Source organism: Paenibacillus crassostreae, from assembly GCF_001857945.1.
Classification (GTDB): Bacteria; Bacillota; Bacilli; order Paenibacillales; family Paenibacillaceae; genus Paenibacillus_AQ; species Paenibacillus_AQ crassostreae.
In genome coordinates, this window is sequence record NZ_CP017770.1 from 289,370 (window position 1) to 305,411 (window position 16,042).

The following is a 16,042-nucleotide window of genomic DNA, read 5'->3' on the forward strand; positions in this document are numbered from 1 at the left end:
ATAAATAAGACAGAGTAAACATGTACTCTGTCTTCCTTTCGCTATTTAATTAATTAATGTTATTAATCATTTATGATATGAACGATCTAATACCACGCTAAGAATGCTTCTGCTATAGCCTTTCCAGCAATTCCGTTAGGATGTGGATCATACATATTAGTCATATATTCTGGTTTTAGTTGATGATCGTTAGGAGCATCTTGTGACAATACTTCGGCAATATCAAAAACACGATCTACCCCAATCGGAGGCTTGGTACGAATCTGATCATTCACCTTACGCCAAGCTTTTTCTTGTTCATCAGTAAAGTTAAAGGTAGGTACTGTACACAATATGATATTGATTAATGGGTTATTGATCTTTAGGGTTGAGATAATCGTTGTTAAATCAGTCATCAGTTGTGTAGCAATCCGGTTGGCAGTACCCAGGTCATTCACACCTAATACGATGACAATCTCATCTGCTTGTTTAGCTTTGTATAACCATGCCCCATCGGTGGCTGCATCATAGGCTCTAGCCCATCCAGAACCAATATTCCAGACACCTGTAGTAGTAGGAAGTTCTGCCGCAATCCGCGCCACCCAGTATTCATATTGATCCTTGGCGGTACGAACACCCTGTGTAATCGAATCTCCTAAGAAAATAAGTTGCTTCTCTACTTGTTTCTTATAACCAATGAAGGTCGGAACTACTAATTGATTCTCCGATTCTTGATATGAGTTGGAAGATTCTTGATCTGCTAGAATACCTGGAGCATCATATACAGTTGCTAGTAATGTTTCGGTGTTAAACGGTATTGTTTTCCCAGAAGACATTGTCGTAATACTCCATGTAAAAGCTAAAAAATGACCCGCTGGAATATCAATCTGAACTTCATCACTCCAAAATTTCTCTCCTGATTGAACGATCTTCGAAATATTACCGTCAAACGTAAGTGGAACTTGAGAGCCTTTTACAACATCGCCCTTAGGCTCCATTCCACCATCAGCTACAAAAGCAGCTTCAATTCTCCACTTTCCACCTAAATCACTAGCGGCAGCAATTTGTCCCATATCCCATGTTGAGTCAACAGCATTACTATGCCAGAAATGAAGAGTCTGTGGACCACTCTCTCTCAGGCGAATATATGTACGATATGTATGCGTGAATGGCTTGTCATGGTTCATAATGAAATTCGTGACCGTCGATAGAATAGTCGCTGACGTATAATCATTATGCATAAGTCTATCATTGTTAGCTTGAATTACGTTGTTAGTTTCATTGCTCATCTAATCTCTCACACTCCAAATTCTATTTGATATTAAAGAAACCTATGTAACGTTAAGTTGTGATGAACTCACTTCTTATTGTTTCATAGGTTTGATCTATTTTACAATATTAAATATGCAATGATTCAAACCAAAATTATGCTTGATCAATAACCGTAATTAGATCTGATGCAGGAGTTCTAGGCTGAGCATTTGGAACTTGACTAGCATATCCAACATGGATACTTCCTACGACTTTTTCTCCTGGTTGAATTCCGAGTGCTTCACGATAGCCTGCTTCATACATGAACCCGTAACTCTTCCAGACTGAACCCAATCCTTGTTCCCATGATAGTAAACTGAAGTTTTGAATAATACAACTTACTGATGCATAATCTTCTTCCCTGATACTAATCACAGGATTTTCTTTCATTACAACTGCAATATACATCGGAACGTCCATCATTCGATTATAGAATGCCAAGCTAGCTTCTTGCGCCTTAGTTGAATCCTGAGCTTTTCCTTTCGATTGAATCTCTGCAATACGCTTACGTCCTTCACCATGAACAATGACGAATCGCCAAGGTTGTGTCATGCGATGATTAGGTACCCATACCGCCGTATCCAATAGATTCTTCACAAGATCTAATGATACCTCACGATCTTCATAAATATGAATAGATCTTCTTTCTTTTATGAGTTGAGATAATTCCATGGTCTTGCTCCTCCCTATTATTCACACTAATATGTAATCCAATAATGATTAATATGAATATTTCAAATTTAAATGATAAACATTATCATTACTTAGTTTAGATGGCGTGCAATCACTTGTCAACAAACTATAATAAAAATAACCATCTTAGTAACATCATGCATAGAAGCCCGATTAGTACGGTACCGAGTAAACTTCTAGTGATGATAGCAGTTGCAAATGTAGGTATGGCAGTTAACCACTCTAGTCGAGTATTAACTATTGAGAAATGACCATCATAGAGAAATAACTCATGTGCAATTAATGCGGCCATAACTGCAATCGGGATATGTTGTAACCATCTAATAAGCCCAGGAGGGATTCTCATACGACTAAGTAAGACTAGCGGGAGTACACGGGGGATAAATGTAACAAGTGCCGATCCCAGTATAATTATGAGGATGTACCATCTGATTTCCATTGTTCATATACAACTCCTATAGTAGCGCTTAGAACAGCTGCCATGATAATACCCATACTTCCAGGTATGAGATAGCTAGCACCGATCACAATCAGGACTGAGCTTAACGCCACGATGACTTGGGTTACAAATTTCTTACTATGATTCATTTGTAATACGAGAAGTCCAATAAACATAGCGGGTAAGGCGAAATCTAGTCCATATTTCTCTGGATGAGGAATCCATTTCCCTAGTAATCCTCCAGCTACCGTTGCTAGGAACCAGTTCAAGTATGCCGTGATATTCAGCCCCAGCATCCAACGATAACCTAAAGGTTTTCCACTCGCGACCTGATTCATCGCGACCCCAAAAGTCTCATCCGTTAGTTGAGAGCCAATCAGTACATTTTGTATGACAGACTTCCCTTGGAAATGTGGGGCTATAGCAGCACTGAGTAATAGATGTCGTAAATTGATAAAAAATATTGTAAAGATAATAGCAGATATAGGTGAACTCGCTGCGATCATCCCTGCTGCGATGAATTGCCCTGAGCCAGCATAGAGCAATGCACTCATTAATGCGATTTCAGTCAAGCTCATACCCGAGGTGTTCCCTACTACGCCAGCTGCAAATCCAATACTTAAGTATCCAAGCAGTGTAGGTACACAATCTTTTACTCCCTGCCAAAAACTATCTCCTTGCTGGCCTAATCTATGTTGTTTTTCTAATTCCATTACCTCAACCTCTTTTGTCAACATTGTATTTATAAGCATATCATCATAATTAGAAAAAAGCTTACCCTAGGGCAAGCTTAATTCAAGAATCACTTTCATCATCGCTTATACAGCTTAAATAATGACTATTAATTTAGCGATGGTCTGTATATAAATTAGCTTTACTAACCTTACGTATAAGTGTTATTTCATCTTCCGTTAATGGGCTTATGTCGCTAGCCATAATATTGTGCCTTAATTGCTCTATTGAACTTGCACCTGGGATAGTAACCGCTACGGCTGGATCTGACAATACATACCGTAATGCAATCTGAGCTAGGCTTCGTTCCTCAGTAACTAACGATTGTAACTGCTCATGAAGAATTCTTAAATCATCCGTATGGTGGTCCAGATATCCTTTTACTATTTTCTGGTCCCCACGTGGGGATAAAATCCCTCTAGCAACAGGTCCACGTACTATCATACTGATATCATTCTCAGCTAACAATGGTAATATCTCTTCTTCTGGTCGACGATCTAATATACTATATTGGCTCATTACACTTACAATATTGGCACGAGTCACATATTCACGAATAACATTCGGACGAATCGAAGAAATCCCATAATATCTAATAAGTCCTTCTTGCTTCAGTTGTTCAAAAGCTTCAATGGTTTCATCCATTGGATCATTCATCATGCCACCATGCAACTGATAAAGATCAATATAGTCTGTTTGAAGTCGTCTAAGACTATCTTTAACAGATGCTAAAATATGCTTTTTCGAAGGGTCCCATGCTAACGCTTCTTGACCCGGAATCCGTCGATTTCCTACTTTGGTTGAGAGAATGATATGATCACGGCGTCCGAGTATAGCTTTCCCTACAATGGCTTCGTTTTGACCATCATCATAAAGATCAGCCGTGTCTAGAAAATTAACGCCAAGATCCAAGGCTTCATGGATAATTGAAATACCCTGCTTCTCATCCGAACCGATTGACATACAACCCAGTCCAATCTCACTTACCCATAGATCAGAACTACCTAGCTTTGATTGTCTCATCTAATCTCTCCTCTTATTTAACAGGCTCTAAGTGTGATTCATCTTTATACCAACATATGAAGAAGAGCGAGGAATAACCCGATAATAAAGCCGCAAATCGCACCATTCACTCGAATCCATTGTAAGTCACTTCCTACTTTATCTTCTAACATTTGTACAAGAGTCTGGTCATCCATTTGATCTAGATTATCTTTGACCAATAGACCCAAACGATAATAATTTTTTTCCACAAGATTTACTATGATATTGAGAAGACCTTGCTCCCATTTCTGAACCCGTTGTTCTTGCTTAACAAGAATATTCGAGATCCAACGGTATGAGGATACAATTATACGACCGCCATTGTTAACTTCCTCATCCAGTTTGTGTAGCAATTGAACCCTAAGTTCTTCTAACTGTTCTACAATAAAACCATGAGTATTAGAATCAGACAGCTTATTATTCAACCATGTTTGGATCTGGATCGTTACTTCAGGGTTCAGAGCAGCAGTAGTTAATTGCATTCTAATTTCTGAAATAATACGCTCACGATATTGACTTTCCGGTTTGGAGAGATCTTCTATTGAAGAAACTAATAAGCCTGTGAGGAGAGAACCTAACTTGTCTTCGCTCATAAAACCTAGGAATGCTTGGACTGCGAATCCTTTCATGCCACCGAGTTGTAACTGCTCTAATTTACTATGTACCAAATTACCGAGTAACACTTCTGTTTCAGGCTTGCTCGCCCATCCCTTACCATAATTCAAAACATAGTCTAATATTTTCTCATCATATTCACTCTCTACGACGGAAATAGCAGCTCGTGCTATAAGCGGTTCTAGCTCTTTATTTCTAACATAGCCAACTAGGGCTGTTTGTACGAAAGAAGCTACATTCTCAAGTGCTATATTCTCAACCGTTGATTTCACGGAAAGGATAACATTCTCCCTAATTTCACGTTTGCGAATAAGTTTGAAAATGCCAGCTGATATATTATTAAATAGTTTCATCTGACTTAGTTTGCGTTTAATACTTTCTTTGTTCAGGAGTTCCGTCTCCATAGCGGAGATTAATGAATTTACAATTTTATCGCGATTGTTGAGAAGCAATGATGTGTGTGGAATTGGAATTCCCATCGGATGACGGAATAAAGCCGTAACTGCAAACCAATCGGCGAATCCTCCAACCAATCCAGCTTCAAACCCACCCTGTAACAGTCGAATCGCTATATTTTGTGGTAGAAATAATGTAATTATGAAGCCGATTCCCATCACAATCAGGGAAGAGCTTGCTATGTATCTTGTTCTCATGAACAGCCTCCTAACATTTCTTGATGTTCTACCTCTCCAACAGGTAACTCCATCATAAAAGATTAAAAGCAGGAAGTCCATGGACCCCCTGCAATGATTACACACTTACTGATTTTGTGAGCCCTGAGCTTCGTCTTTAATTTCAGATCTGAATCCACGAATACTTTCTTTTCGTCGTTCATTCTTATCTTCAATTGTATTTCTTTCTTCAACGGGAATTTCATCCCCGAATTCGTTCAAGTAATCTTCTGCTTCACGGAAATTCCCAATCGTATTCTGGACACTTTCCTGAAGTTTCTCAACATTATCTGAACGATCATCTGGCTTAGCCACTGACAAGCACCCCTTTAGTATCAAATTTGTGCAGTAACTTTCCATACGCACGATCTTAGCTTTTCCATAGGGTTGGATGATTTATTCAATGATTCGAAAGACGAAGGATAGTCTTAAAGCCGACACCATAATTTAATCAATTTCATATGTTGTAAGACTTTAAGAAAGGGGTGATAATTTGGGTAGAGCAACGGGTACAGTTGGGGTTTCTATAATCACATGCACAAATCGCCCTCAATTTTTTGATAATATACTTAAAAATTATAGAAGACAACAATACAGAAATAAAGAATTAATCATCATTCTTAATAATGACAGCATGAATCTGAAACAATACCGACGGAAAACACGAACCTACGATAATGTCACAGTATATAAAATACCCGAAAAAATATCATTAGGGCAATGTTTAAACAGTGGGATCTCCAGAACTAGATTACCGATAATCGCTAAGTTTGATGATGATGACTATTACTCACCGTTTTACTTAATGGAGCAGGTAAAGGCGCTTATACGCACGAAAAGTGATATTGTTGGAAAGCATGCTTGTCTTGTGTACCTGGAAGCTACCAAGAAGCTTGTTGTTAGGTCGCCCAAGGAAAAAAATAAGTATTTAGAATTTGTGCAGGGCGGTACTATTTTATTTAGAAGACGAGTGTTAAAAAAAGTTCACTTTGCAGATCGTTCAGTAGGAGAAGATGTTACTTTTTTGAAAGAATGTATGCATAAAGGGTTTGTAACATACGCGACATCGCCGTTAAATTATGTATATATGCGTAGAAAGAACAAAAAGAGTCATACATGGAGAGTTGGAGACGAACATTATTTAAATGGGAGTAAGGCCATAGCGGTAACTGAAAACTATCGTGTGATCGCAGATAGAGAAAAGTAAAGTAATGTAGTAAGGTATGCCAGCTTACTTTGCCGCCTTTTTAGTGGGCGGTTTCTTTGTCACAATCAAGTGTTTCGAAAATAAAAAAAACCGTGATTATACACGGTTAGTACATATACACATTCGTAATTCTAATTATTCTGAAATCTCGGATTCATCTGTTGAACTTAATTCCTGAGAATCAATCGCCGCATCTAGCAATTGATTGTAAATGTCATCATCTTCCTCAAGCAATTGGTCTAGGCGGAATAATTCTTCTTCACTTCCTGATTCTTTGTGAAAGTTAAGGCTATAATCCCATTCCTTTCCTCTCTTGCTGAAAAAGGTAATCTCAAAGGTATCTTTATACCCCTCTATACCAAATACAGTATGACCTACGAAATGTTCATCCTCGTTACGCTTCATATCAACATGTTCAATATGTATGTTCATCTATAATGATCTCCTTTATTTTCAAAGATGTACATATAGTATACCATTTATAGCTTAAATACATGACTGTTTTCATTCTTCTTACCAATTTAGTACAATATAGATTGTGGTTACTATTTATATTGGAGGATTACATATGACGGATTTTCAGCAACAGTTACTTAAATATGCCGACATCGCTGTTCGTATTGGCGTAAACATACAGAAAGGTCAGACACTGGTCGTAAATGCACCGATAACTTCTGTGGAATTTGTTCGATTAATCGTGAAGAAAGCTTATGAAGCGGGAGCTAAGTTAGTGAAAGTCAACTGGAGTGATGAAGTTATTACTCGCCTGCAGTATGAATTAGCAGCGGATGAGACTTTTAATCAACCACCAAAATGGTATGCTGGAGAAATCATCGAGCTAGTGGAGAATGGTGCTGCGGTATTAAGCGTTCTCGCAGAGAACCCTGATCTACTAACGGGAATACCTCAGGAAAGAATTACAAATGCTCAAAGGACTAGAGGTCTAGCTTTAGCTAAATACCGTCAATACGTACAGTCTGATAAATTCAGTTGGTCTATCGTTGCTGTACCTTCTGAAGAATGGGCAGCTAAAGTATTCCCTGATCTTGATCCAACAGAACAAGTTCAGAAGCTATGGGAAGCTATATTCCATACCGTACGAGTCGATCTGGTTAATCCAGTAGAGGCTTGGCAACATCATCTAGAAACATTAGCGACTAAATCAGCGATCCTTAATTCTAAAAAATACAAAAAACTTCACTACCTCGCACCAGGTACAGATTTAACGATAGAACTTCCAGAAGGTCATATTTGGGCTGCAGGTGACAGTACAAACGAACAAGGACATACTTTTGTAGCTAATATGCCTACAGAAGAAGTATTTACTGCACCGCTGAAAACAGGTGTTAATGGAACAGTAAGTAGCACAAAGCCACTTAGCTATGGAGGTAATATCATCGATCGCTTCTCTATTACCTTTGAGAATGGGCGAATCATTAAGGTGACGGCTGAACAAGGTCAAGAAGCACTAGAGCGTCTAGTCGCTATCGACGAAGGTTCTCATTACTTAGGTGAAGTTGCCCTTGTACCTCACCAATCCCCGATCTCAGAGTCTAATATTCTCTATTACAATACGTTATTTGATGAGAATGCATCGAACCATCTTGCGATAGGAAGTGCTTATGCATTCTGCATCGAGGGTGGTAAGGATATGACTCAAGAAGAACTAACACAACATGGATTGAATACAAGCGTAACACACGAGGACTTTATGATTGGTTCAGCACAGATGGATATCAACGGAATTACAGAAGACGGTACTGAAGAACCTGTATTCCGTAATGGGAATTGGGCTATATAAATTTTTACTCATATTGGAGGAATGACAGCATGTTGAATTTTGAAGAAAAATGTGATAATTATGCTACATTAGCTGTGCAAATTGGCGTAAATATCCAACCGGGTCAGACACTTGTAATAAGCGCTATGGTTGACTCTGTAGATCTAGTGAGACGAATCACACGGAAAGCATATGAAGCGGGTGCTAAACTCGTGAAAGTGAAATATACCGATGAAGCTGTATCCCGTATGCGCTATGAATTAGCTTCAGATGAATCATTTCTTGAAGCTCCAACATGGCATGCTGGCGAAATGGTAGAACTCGCTGAGGAAGGTGCTGCATTTCTAACGGTTATCTCTAGTAGTCCTGATCTTCTGAAGGGCATTGATCCTGAGCGTATTTCAAATCATCAACGTACGTTCGGTCAAGCGATGTATAAATACCGTCAATATCAACAAGCCGATAAAATGAGCTGGAACGGGATTGCGGCTCCCTCCCCTGCTTGGGCAGCCAAAGTATTCCCAGATGCAGCACCAGAAGATCAAGTAAATATGTTGTGGGATGCGATCTTTGCAGCAGTCCGTGCAGATCAACCAGACCCAATTCAAGCTTGGCATGATCATATCGACAAACTTCAAGCTAAATCAAATGAACTTAATAGTAAGAAGTACCGCAGTCTTCATTACGTTGCACCGGGTACGGATCTAACTATCGAGCTCCCTGAAGGTCATATTTGGGCACAGGCTGGTAGTGTGAATGAACAAGGAATTTCCTTCGTAGCTAATATTCCTACAGAGGAAGTATTCACCGCCCCACTAAAGACCGGAGTTAATGGTACAGTCAGCAGTACCAAGCCATTAAGTTATGGTGGTAATATTATTGATCGTTTCTCTATTACGTTCGAGAATGGTCGTATCATCGATTTCAGTGCTGAAGAAGGATACGATACGCTGGAACGCTTAGTGAACATGGATGAAGGATCACATTATTTAGGAGAAGTTGCGCTTGTGCCATTCCACTCTCCTATATCTCAAAGTAATATCCTTTATTACACCACTTTGTTTGATGAGAATGCATCTTGTCATCTTGCCATCGGTAGCTCCTACGCGTTCAATCTTGAAGGCGGAAAGACAATGAGTCAAGAAGAGCTTGCTGCCAAGGGAATGAATCAAAGTATAACTCACGTAGACTTCATGATGGGATCTGCTGAGATGGACATCTTCGGCTTAACTGATGATGGTAAGGAAGAACAAATCTTTGCCAAAGGGAACTGGGCGTTCTAAGCTAAGTTATTGATAAATAGATAGGTGCTACGAGAGGAGCTTAATCATATGTTACAGGTCGATCTTACGGGGAAAACTGCACTAATCACAGGAGCAACGGGACAGCTTGGTCGAGTTATGGCCCGTACACTTGCTGAGTGCGGAGCGAATATAATCATTCATTATCATGGTAATGAGACTAAGGCAAATGAATTAAAGCAAGAAATTGAATCCATAGGTAGACAATCTTTAATTGTCCGAGCAGATGTTACACAATTTGATGATATCATCCAAATGAAGAATTTGATCGCTGAACATTTCGACCACGTAGACATCGTTGTTGCTAATGCTGTTGTTCAATATGAATGGAAATCTGTTCTAGATCAATCTCTTGAAGATTATGCGAGTCAGATTAATACCTGCGTTATGCAAAGCGTCTATTTAGCTAAAACATTTGTACCTGCTATGATCGAGCGTAAGGCAGGAAGATTTATTGGGATTAATACCGAGTGTTCTATGCAGAACGCCCCTGGTCAATCTGCTTATGTTGCTGGGAAAAGAGGTATGGACGGCGTATATCGAGTCCTTGCTAAGGAAATTGGTGAACATCAGATCACCGTTAATCAAATCGCACCAGGTTGGACCATTAGTGAAAACGACAGAAACAATCACACTGAAGTTAGTGAAGATTACAACAAAACCGTTCCCTTGAAACGTCGCGGTACAGATCAGGAAATTGCAAACGTCGTAGCTTTCGTTGCATCCGATCTTGCAAGCTTTATCACGGGGGCATATATCCCAGTTAGTGGTGGGAATGTGATGCCTGCAATTTGAGTAAAATTAGTGTGATGGATGATGACAAGTACAGCTTAACTTGACACCTCGTTTCTTACAAAGAAAAGTTCTCTATGAACGATGATATATCGTTTATGGAGAACTTTTTTATCGTTAATTCATTTTACTCATTAGTTATTTTCCGTTTGTTGCAATTGCTTGATTGTGTTATCATATGATTAATAAAGACCAAGTGCAGCTAACACTTGGTCAGTACAATTGGCTTGGATGGTTAAATCCCTTCAAAGTCACATAGGAACAAAAACCCACCTTTTGCTTCTAATCTTGGGTGGGTTTTTATTTTCTCTTGTTGCTGTTAATGTATGTTAAAAGAGCAAGAATGAACATTCCAAATAGGAACATAATTGTCAATGCATCTTTTACCTCCATGGCTTCACCTCCTTTCGAAGGAAAACCATGCCCACCCAAGATTCAATTGTATCTATATTTTACCTTTTATCCATTCATCGTACAAGTGTTCTTATTCTTGTTTATTTTATGCGGTCTTGAATGGCCGAGTCAACTTCATTGATGCCACGCATATCACTATTAAACGTGAAATGGCAACAAGAGAGACCGTCTATCTTACGGTATAAATCAAGTTCCATATATCCTCCTCAAAAAAGAGCGAGTTCCAAAAGGGAACTCGCTCTTTTTCATAATCTTTTATAATTGATTGAGGTCGATTACACAAATTGAACCATGCTCAGTGAGACTTTACCATTGAGAATAAAGAACACGTCCTGACGTCCACTTACTCCGCTCACCTCAGCAGTATAGTCACGCCATTCTTGGGCACCACCTGCCAACAGTTCTACTCGACCCGCAAGCGGACCTTCTGGGCTCTGCAGACGAACTTCGACTGATGCTGCCGTCTGAGCTGCTGCGCGAAGCTTCACTGTGTTCACTCTCGCGCCAAACTCAGCGTCTTCGAAAGAGATCCATCCGGATTGTTCCTTCACTTTGGTAGCGCTGCCGCCTTCCCTACATTCATCGATCAGCACGCCTTCGTAAGCGTCATAGTTAATCGCCTTCACAGACTGCTTCAAATCACGCGGCGGAATAACTTCGCCTTGTACATCGAGCGCAGTATTCAGCGGCAAGTTTGCTGAAGAAGAACCAGCCATAAAGATGTATGTTCCGTTTTCGATTGCATAGCGCTCACGAGTAACATCCCACATCGCTAGCTCGGACATTGGTAGCTTGAAGCTCACGTCTACCGTTTCACCTGGTTGCAGCAGTACGCGACGGAAAGCAAGTAGCTGCTTCAACGGACGTTTAACACGAGAATTCTCTGCATGTCCATACAGCTGCACCACTTCTTCTCCTTTACAGTCACTGGTATTGGTCACACGAACTGTAAGGTAGATTTCACGATCTTGATCCACAGAAACCTGCTTACGATCAAGGGTTAAACCATCATAACGGAATGTGCTGTAGGACAACCCATGTCCAAACGGATAAAGTGCATCTCCTTTGAAATAGCGATAGGTTCTGTCACCCTTAATAATGTCATAATCCATAAACTCTGGTAGCTGATCAACAGATTTATACCAAGTCATATTCAGACGTCCTGCTGGATTTACGTCACCGAAGAGTACATCAGCTACGGCATTCCCCAGCTCTTGACCTGCATGAGTGGTGTAAAGAATTGCTGGAACGTTTTCGTCCACCCAATTCAGAGCAAATGGATAACTACCCACCACGACCACAATCGTGTTCGGGTTCACTGATAGAACTTCTCTAATCAATTGCTCCTGGGATTCAGCTAGTGTGATGTCCGGGCGGTCGACCGTCTCTTTACCATTGATGAGCGGATGATTGCCGACAAATACAACAGCCAGATCCGCATCGCTAGCCACTTCTTTTGCTGCCTGGAATTTGTCCGTGACTTTCTCCATTTCAAAGACATCGGCTGTAATCTTATCTTCTTCGCCATTTGCCACAGATGCCGCACCCGCTACATTAATCTCATTAGCGGTTTCTTCAGCGCTACCGCTACCTACGAGTAAATCTCCGCTATCAGAGTTAACCGTAATTGGCGTATCATTCCATGTTGAGAAGGTTACTTGATCAGGTCCTTCTTCCGAAGGACGAACAAGGAATACTTCCTTCGTGAACCACTCCCATATTTTATCAGCTGAGGCTTTTATGATCCGGTCATCCGTTGTTAGGTAAAGTCCGTTATTCTCAGCGATAATTGTATGGCTGTCCCAGCCCCAATCCGTTAATTCAAATACAGAAGCTTGTTCGCCAGCATCTCCAGTTGCAGCCAGAGCAGCTTGTTCGCCAGCCTGTACTTGAACATAACGTCCATTGCGCTTCGACTTCAGCTTAACTCGGTCTGTACCACCAGAGAATGTCGTTTGTCCACCATGTGCGTTCAGCTTTTCTTGAATACCTTGCAATGGCGTAATCACATAAGGCAGGGAACCGCTGTACCAGTCTCGATATACGGTACCACCAAGTGGTCCAATAACAGCGACTTTTTTCAGCTTATCTGCCTGTAGCGGTAATATGCCTCCTTCATTTTTCAGAAGAACAACAGCCTTTTCTGTAGCTTCACGCGATAGCTTAGCATGGTCTGGATGTAAAATAATTGACTCATCAATAGCAGCGTATGGATTGTCTTCTTCAGGATCGAACTCACCCAAACGGAAACGAACGCGGAACGTATTACGCAAGGCCACATCTAAGTCTCCCTCTGTGAGCAGTCCTTCAGCCAACGCTTCACGTAGTGATTGCTTCATCAACTCTCCATCGTCAGTGATACTGTCGATGCCGCCTTCTTTCACGGAACGGGCAACGGCTTCCTTATGCGTCTCCAAATAACCATGGTCGCGAACCGTACCAGACACGTCGAAAGCATCGCTGACGACAAAACCGTCCATGCCCCACTCTTGCTTGACAATTTCATTCACTTCTGGCATCAGATTCGCAGGCACTCCGTTAACGGCATTATAGGCCGTCATCATGGATTGGGCGCCACCTTCTTTAAACGGAATTTCAAATGCTTTCAAATAATATTCGCGCATATTACGCGGATCAATACTAACCGATTGGTCTCCGCGGCCTACTTCATTATTATTAGCAATAAAATGCTTTAGTGTGGCAATCGCTTTCAAATATTTCGGATGATCGCCTTGCATCCCTTGAACGAGTGCCGACGCCAGCTTACCTGCAAGGATCGGATCTTCACCGTATGCTTCTTCAGTCCGGCCCCAACGTGGGTCGCGCTCCATATCAACGGTAGGCGCCCAAAGCGTCAATCCGTTAATCTCCGGATTCTGTTTATAAAATCCTCTTGCTTCGTCACCGATAGCGCTACCAATTCTCTGCATAAGCTCGGTATCCCAAGTGCATCCAAGACCAATTGGTTGCGGATATCCTGTCGCTTCGCCAAGCCAAGCCATACCATGGGCAGCTTCTGTACCATGTTTATACGCTTTCACACCAAGCCGCTCAACGGCCGTTTGATATTGGATCATAAGTCCCACTTTTTCCTCCAACGTGAAGCGAGAAACGAGGTCGTTTACGCGTTCCTCCAGTGGAAGAGATGTGTTCTGGAATAGATAGTTGATTGTTTCAGACATGTTGAACCTCCTTTTGTCAGTTACCTCTTGCGTAATTTTATCGAAGATTGTCTCCTCTTGGCTACCCTAATAATTAGAGACGTTTTCATAGATTATTAGGGATATTTACAATACATAGTAGAAATCATGTTATAAGATGTTGGAGGCATCCGCAATAATAAATAATTTTATTCCTTATCAAGGCTACAGGTTCGATCATCTTAAATAGAAATGAATTACCATTTAAATACTCTTTAATATAAGCCTGAGAATATTTTTGTTCATTTATTAAACTGGAGGTCTCTCTAGGATCAGTTGAGTGGTGGCAATACTTACAAAATTACCTTATACCATTCTGTTTCTTTCAGAAAATCAGTTCTTGTAAGGTTTCTTTCTTCTAATATTTGTCGGTAGTTATTAATCGTACCGTCATGAGTTATTAAATAAACTGTGGTTTCGAATGTCTTAATCCAATCTATAAATCGTTCTACTAGTTCTTCAAATAATCTTTCATTGATTGTATTTATGCCTTCTGTCCATAAGTCTTCATTAAAATCAACCACTTCAAATTCTTTATACAGTTCCTCAATATCACCACTACAATAAATCTCATCACATGCTAAAGTTAACCACTCAGGATTTTGTGGAAACATTCTTGGACCGATTAATGGACTTATATACTTCTTTATCTTCTCTTCATTAATAAATATATTAGCGGTTTCAATTGTCCTTCTTGTAGGGCTCACAATAACAATATCTTCAGGTTTTAAGATAAATTTATTTGCCAATATTCTGCTCTGTTCTATTCCTGTTTTAGTAAGTCCAGGGTTTCGAATGTCTAAACTCACAGGCAAATTGACGGTATGTTCCCCTTGAGCATGTCTAATAAATATTAACTCCATCGAATCCACCTTTCAGCTTATTATTACGTGAATTGCTTACATAGACCTTTCCAGTGTTTCCATGCTTTTATGTATTCAGGTAAATCATTTTGATGATGCTTTACACTTAGACCCACACGACAATATAGTTGAACGGACACTTCTTCAATTAATCTTGATTGTTCAATTCTTCCTACCTTTAGATAATCATATGCGGTAAATAAAGTTTCGATATTTATGTCGTCAGGTGAAGAACAAAAAGCATAAATGAAATCATAAATCAGAGGACCTACCATTGGAGATGGGTCAATTACACCAATTAATGTGAACTGATCAAAAACAAAATTATGCACTCCAGTATCACCATGTAGTAAATATCTTTCTCCTTGCTCTAATTCATTATCAAACAATTTACTAGCTATTAATTTTACGAATTTATAATCATCGTTTGTTAATATACTTCCAATATTAATTTTGGCCTCCTCGATACTAATTTCATTAAATTCCTTCCAAGTTTGACGCGGGTATTCAATTCTCCCCCATATGTTACTATCATGATATTCAACATATTTATTGAGTAATTCTTTTACCAATATTGTTAACCAGTTCTTTTTTGTTCCACGATTAAAATGAGTTGTACCATCAATAAACGTGTAAAGAAAATGTGAGTTATCTTGGGCAGTAAAAAGAATTTTCGGTAATAAAACTGAGTTTTTATAGGTATTCAGCAATTGTTCAACTAAATGAATTTGATTCGGATAATCAAATTTCAATATATACTTACTGCCTTGAATGGATTCTAATCTTAAAACAATACCATTAGTTGTTCCGGATAATCTTTGCAATTGTACAACTTGATCTTTAATATTATGTAATTGGAATAACGTATTAATTTCACTTATAGTAATTTCGAGTTCCATGAATTCTTCTCCTCTTTGTCTTTAATAACATTTGCTAAACTCAGCCGATCGAATGTGTCGCTAATATGCTTCTTTGATATCCCTCTTGGCAACCAAGGAGCG

Annotated in this window: 16 protein-coding genes; 4 read left to right on the plus strand and 12 right to left on the minus strand. The window is 39.8% G+C overall.

Annotated elements, in window-relative coordinates; all coding sequences use genetic code 11:
* Positions 1-86: 86 nt before the first annotated feature.
* From LPB68_RS01360 to tlp, 7 genes are all read right to left on the minus strand, one after another.
* Complete coding sequence (locus LPB68_RS01360; RefSeq protein ID WP_232510227.1) at positions 87-1,268, minus strand: SGNH/GDSL hydrolase family protein; 1,182 nt, start codon at positions 1,266-1,268, stop codon at positions 87-89.
* A gap of 136 nt (positions 1,269-1,404) precedes the next feature.
* A complete protein-coding gene (locus LPB68_RS01365) occupies positions 1,405-1,962 on the minus strand; it encodes a nitroreductase family protein (RefSeq protein ID WP_068658582.1) in 558 nt (185 codons plus the stop codon).
* Between the two features lie 127 nt (positions 1,963-2,089).
* On the minus strand, positions 2,090-2,422 hold the full coding sequence (locus LPB68_RS01370; protein ID WP_068658580.1) for an AzlD domain-containing protein: 333 nt from the start codon (positions 2,420-2,422) through the stop codon (positions 2,090-2,092).
* Positions 2,395-3,135: an AzlC family ABC transporter permease gene (locus tag LPB68_RS01375; protein WP_068658578.1), complete on the minus strand. Its 741-nt coding sequence runs from the start codon at positions 3,133-3,135 to the stop codon at positions 2,395-2,397. Before LPB68_RS01375 ends, LPB68_RS01370 begins: the two co-directional genes overlap by 28 nt.
* Positions 3,136-3,268: 133 nt before the next feature.
* Positions 3,269-4,177, minus strand: a complete 909-nt coding sequence (locus LPB68_RS01380) for an aldo/keto reductase (RefSeq protein ID WP_068658576.1) — start codon at positions 4,175-4,177, stop codon at positions 3,269-3,271.
* A gap of 44 nt (positions 4,178-4,221) precedes the next feature.
* The gene (locus tag LPB68_RS01385) at positions 4,222-5,466 is read right to left on the minus strand and encodes a DUF445 domain-containing protein (protein ID WP_071193200.1); all 1,245 of its coding nucleotides are present in this window, start codon (positions 5,464-5,466) and stop codon (positions 4,222-4,224) included.
* A 105-nt stretch (positions 5,467-5,571) separates the two neighbouring features.
* Positions 5,572-5,799: a small acid-soluble spore protein Tlp gene (gene tlp, locus LPB68_RS01390; protein WP_068658572.1), complete on the minus strand. Its 228-nt coding sequence runs from the start codon at positions 5,797-5,799 to the stop codon at positions 5,572-5,574.
* A 178-nt stretch (positions 5,800-5,977) separates the two neighbouring features.
* On the opposite strand from tlp, the gene LPB68_RS01395 reads away from it, so the two are divergent.
* Positions 5,978-6,691: a glycosyltransferase family 2 protein gene (locus tag LPB68_RS01395; RefSeq protein WP_068658570.1), complete on the plus strand. Its 714-nt coding sequence runs from the start codon at positions 5,978-5,980 to the stop codon at positions 6,689-6,691.
* Between the two features lie 135 nt (positions 6,692-6,826).
* On the opposite strand, the gene LPB68_RS01400 is transcribed toward LPB68_RS01395, so the two are convergent.
* Positions 6,827-7,123 carry a hypothetical protein gene (locus LPB68_RS01400; RefSeq protein WP_068658568.1) on the minus strand — a complete coding sequence of 99 codons (297 nt, stop codon included), beginning with the start codon at positions 7,121-7,123 and terminating at the stop codon, positions 6,827-6,829.
* 136 nt (positions 7,124-7,259) lie between these two features.
* Here LPB68_RS01400 and LPB68_RS01405 point away from each other — a divergent pair, with 136 nt between their 5' ends.
* From LPB68_RS01405 to LPB68_RS01415, 3 genes are read left to right on the plus strand one after another with little or no spacing between them, the layout of a single operon-like run.
* The gene (locus LPB68_RS01405; protein ID WP_068658565.1) at positions 7,260-8,492 is read left to right on the plus strand and encodes an aminopeptidase; all 1,233 of its coding nucleotides are present in this window, start codon (positions 7,260-7,262) and stop codon (positions 8,490-8,492) included.
* Between the two features lie 29 nt (positions 8,493-8,521).
* The gene (locus LPB68_RS01410; RefSeq protein WP_068658564.1) at positions 8,522-9,754 is read left to right on the plus strand and encodes an aminopeptidase; all 1,233 of its coding nucleotides are present in this window, start codon (positions 8,522-8,524) and stop codon (positions 9,752-9,754) included.
* Positions 9,755-9,802: 48 nt separating this feature from the next.
* Positions 9,803-10,567: an SDR family NAD(P)-dependent oxidoreductase gene (locus tag LPB68_RS01415; RefSeq protein WP_068658561.1), complete on the plus strand. Its 765-nt coding sequence runs from the start codon at positions 9,803-9,805 to the stop codon at positions 10,565-10,567.
* Between the two features lie 297 nt (positions 10,568-10,864).
* On the opposite strand, the gene comI is transcribed toward LPB68_RS01415, so the two are convergent.
* From comI to LPB68_RS01430, 4 genes are all read right to left on the minus strand, one after another.
* On the minus strand, positions 10,865-10,957 hold the full coding sequence (gene comI, locus LPB68_RS23275) for a competence inhibitor ComI (RefSeq protein WP_232510226.1): 93 nt from the start codon (positions 10,955-10,957) through the stop codon (positions 10,865-10,867).
* A 296-nt stretch (positions 10,958-11,253) separates the two neighbouring features.
* On the minus strand, positions 11,254-14,160 hold the full coding sequence (locus LPB68_RS01420; protein ID WP_068658559.1) for a glycoside hydrolase family 3 protein: 2,907 nt from the start codon (positions 14,158-14,160) through the stop codon (positions 11,254-11,256).
* A 311-nt stretch (positions 14,161-14,471) separates the two neighbouring features.
* Positions 14,472-15,041, minus strand: coding sequence for a phosphoglycerate mutase family protein (locus LPB68_RS01425; RefSeq protein WP_068658557.1), 570 nt, complete (start codon positions 15,039-15,041; stop codon positions 14,472-14,474).
* A gap of 23 nt (positions 15,042-15,064) precedes the next feature.
* A complete protein-coding gene (locus tag LPB68_RS01430) occupies positions 15,065-15,940 on the minus strand; it encodes an aminoglycoside phosphotransferase family protein (protein WP_068658555.1) in 876 nt (291 codons plus the stop codon).
* Positions 15,941-16,042: the final 102 nt, after the last annotated feature.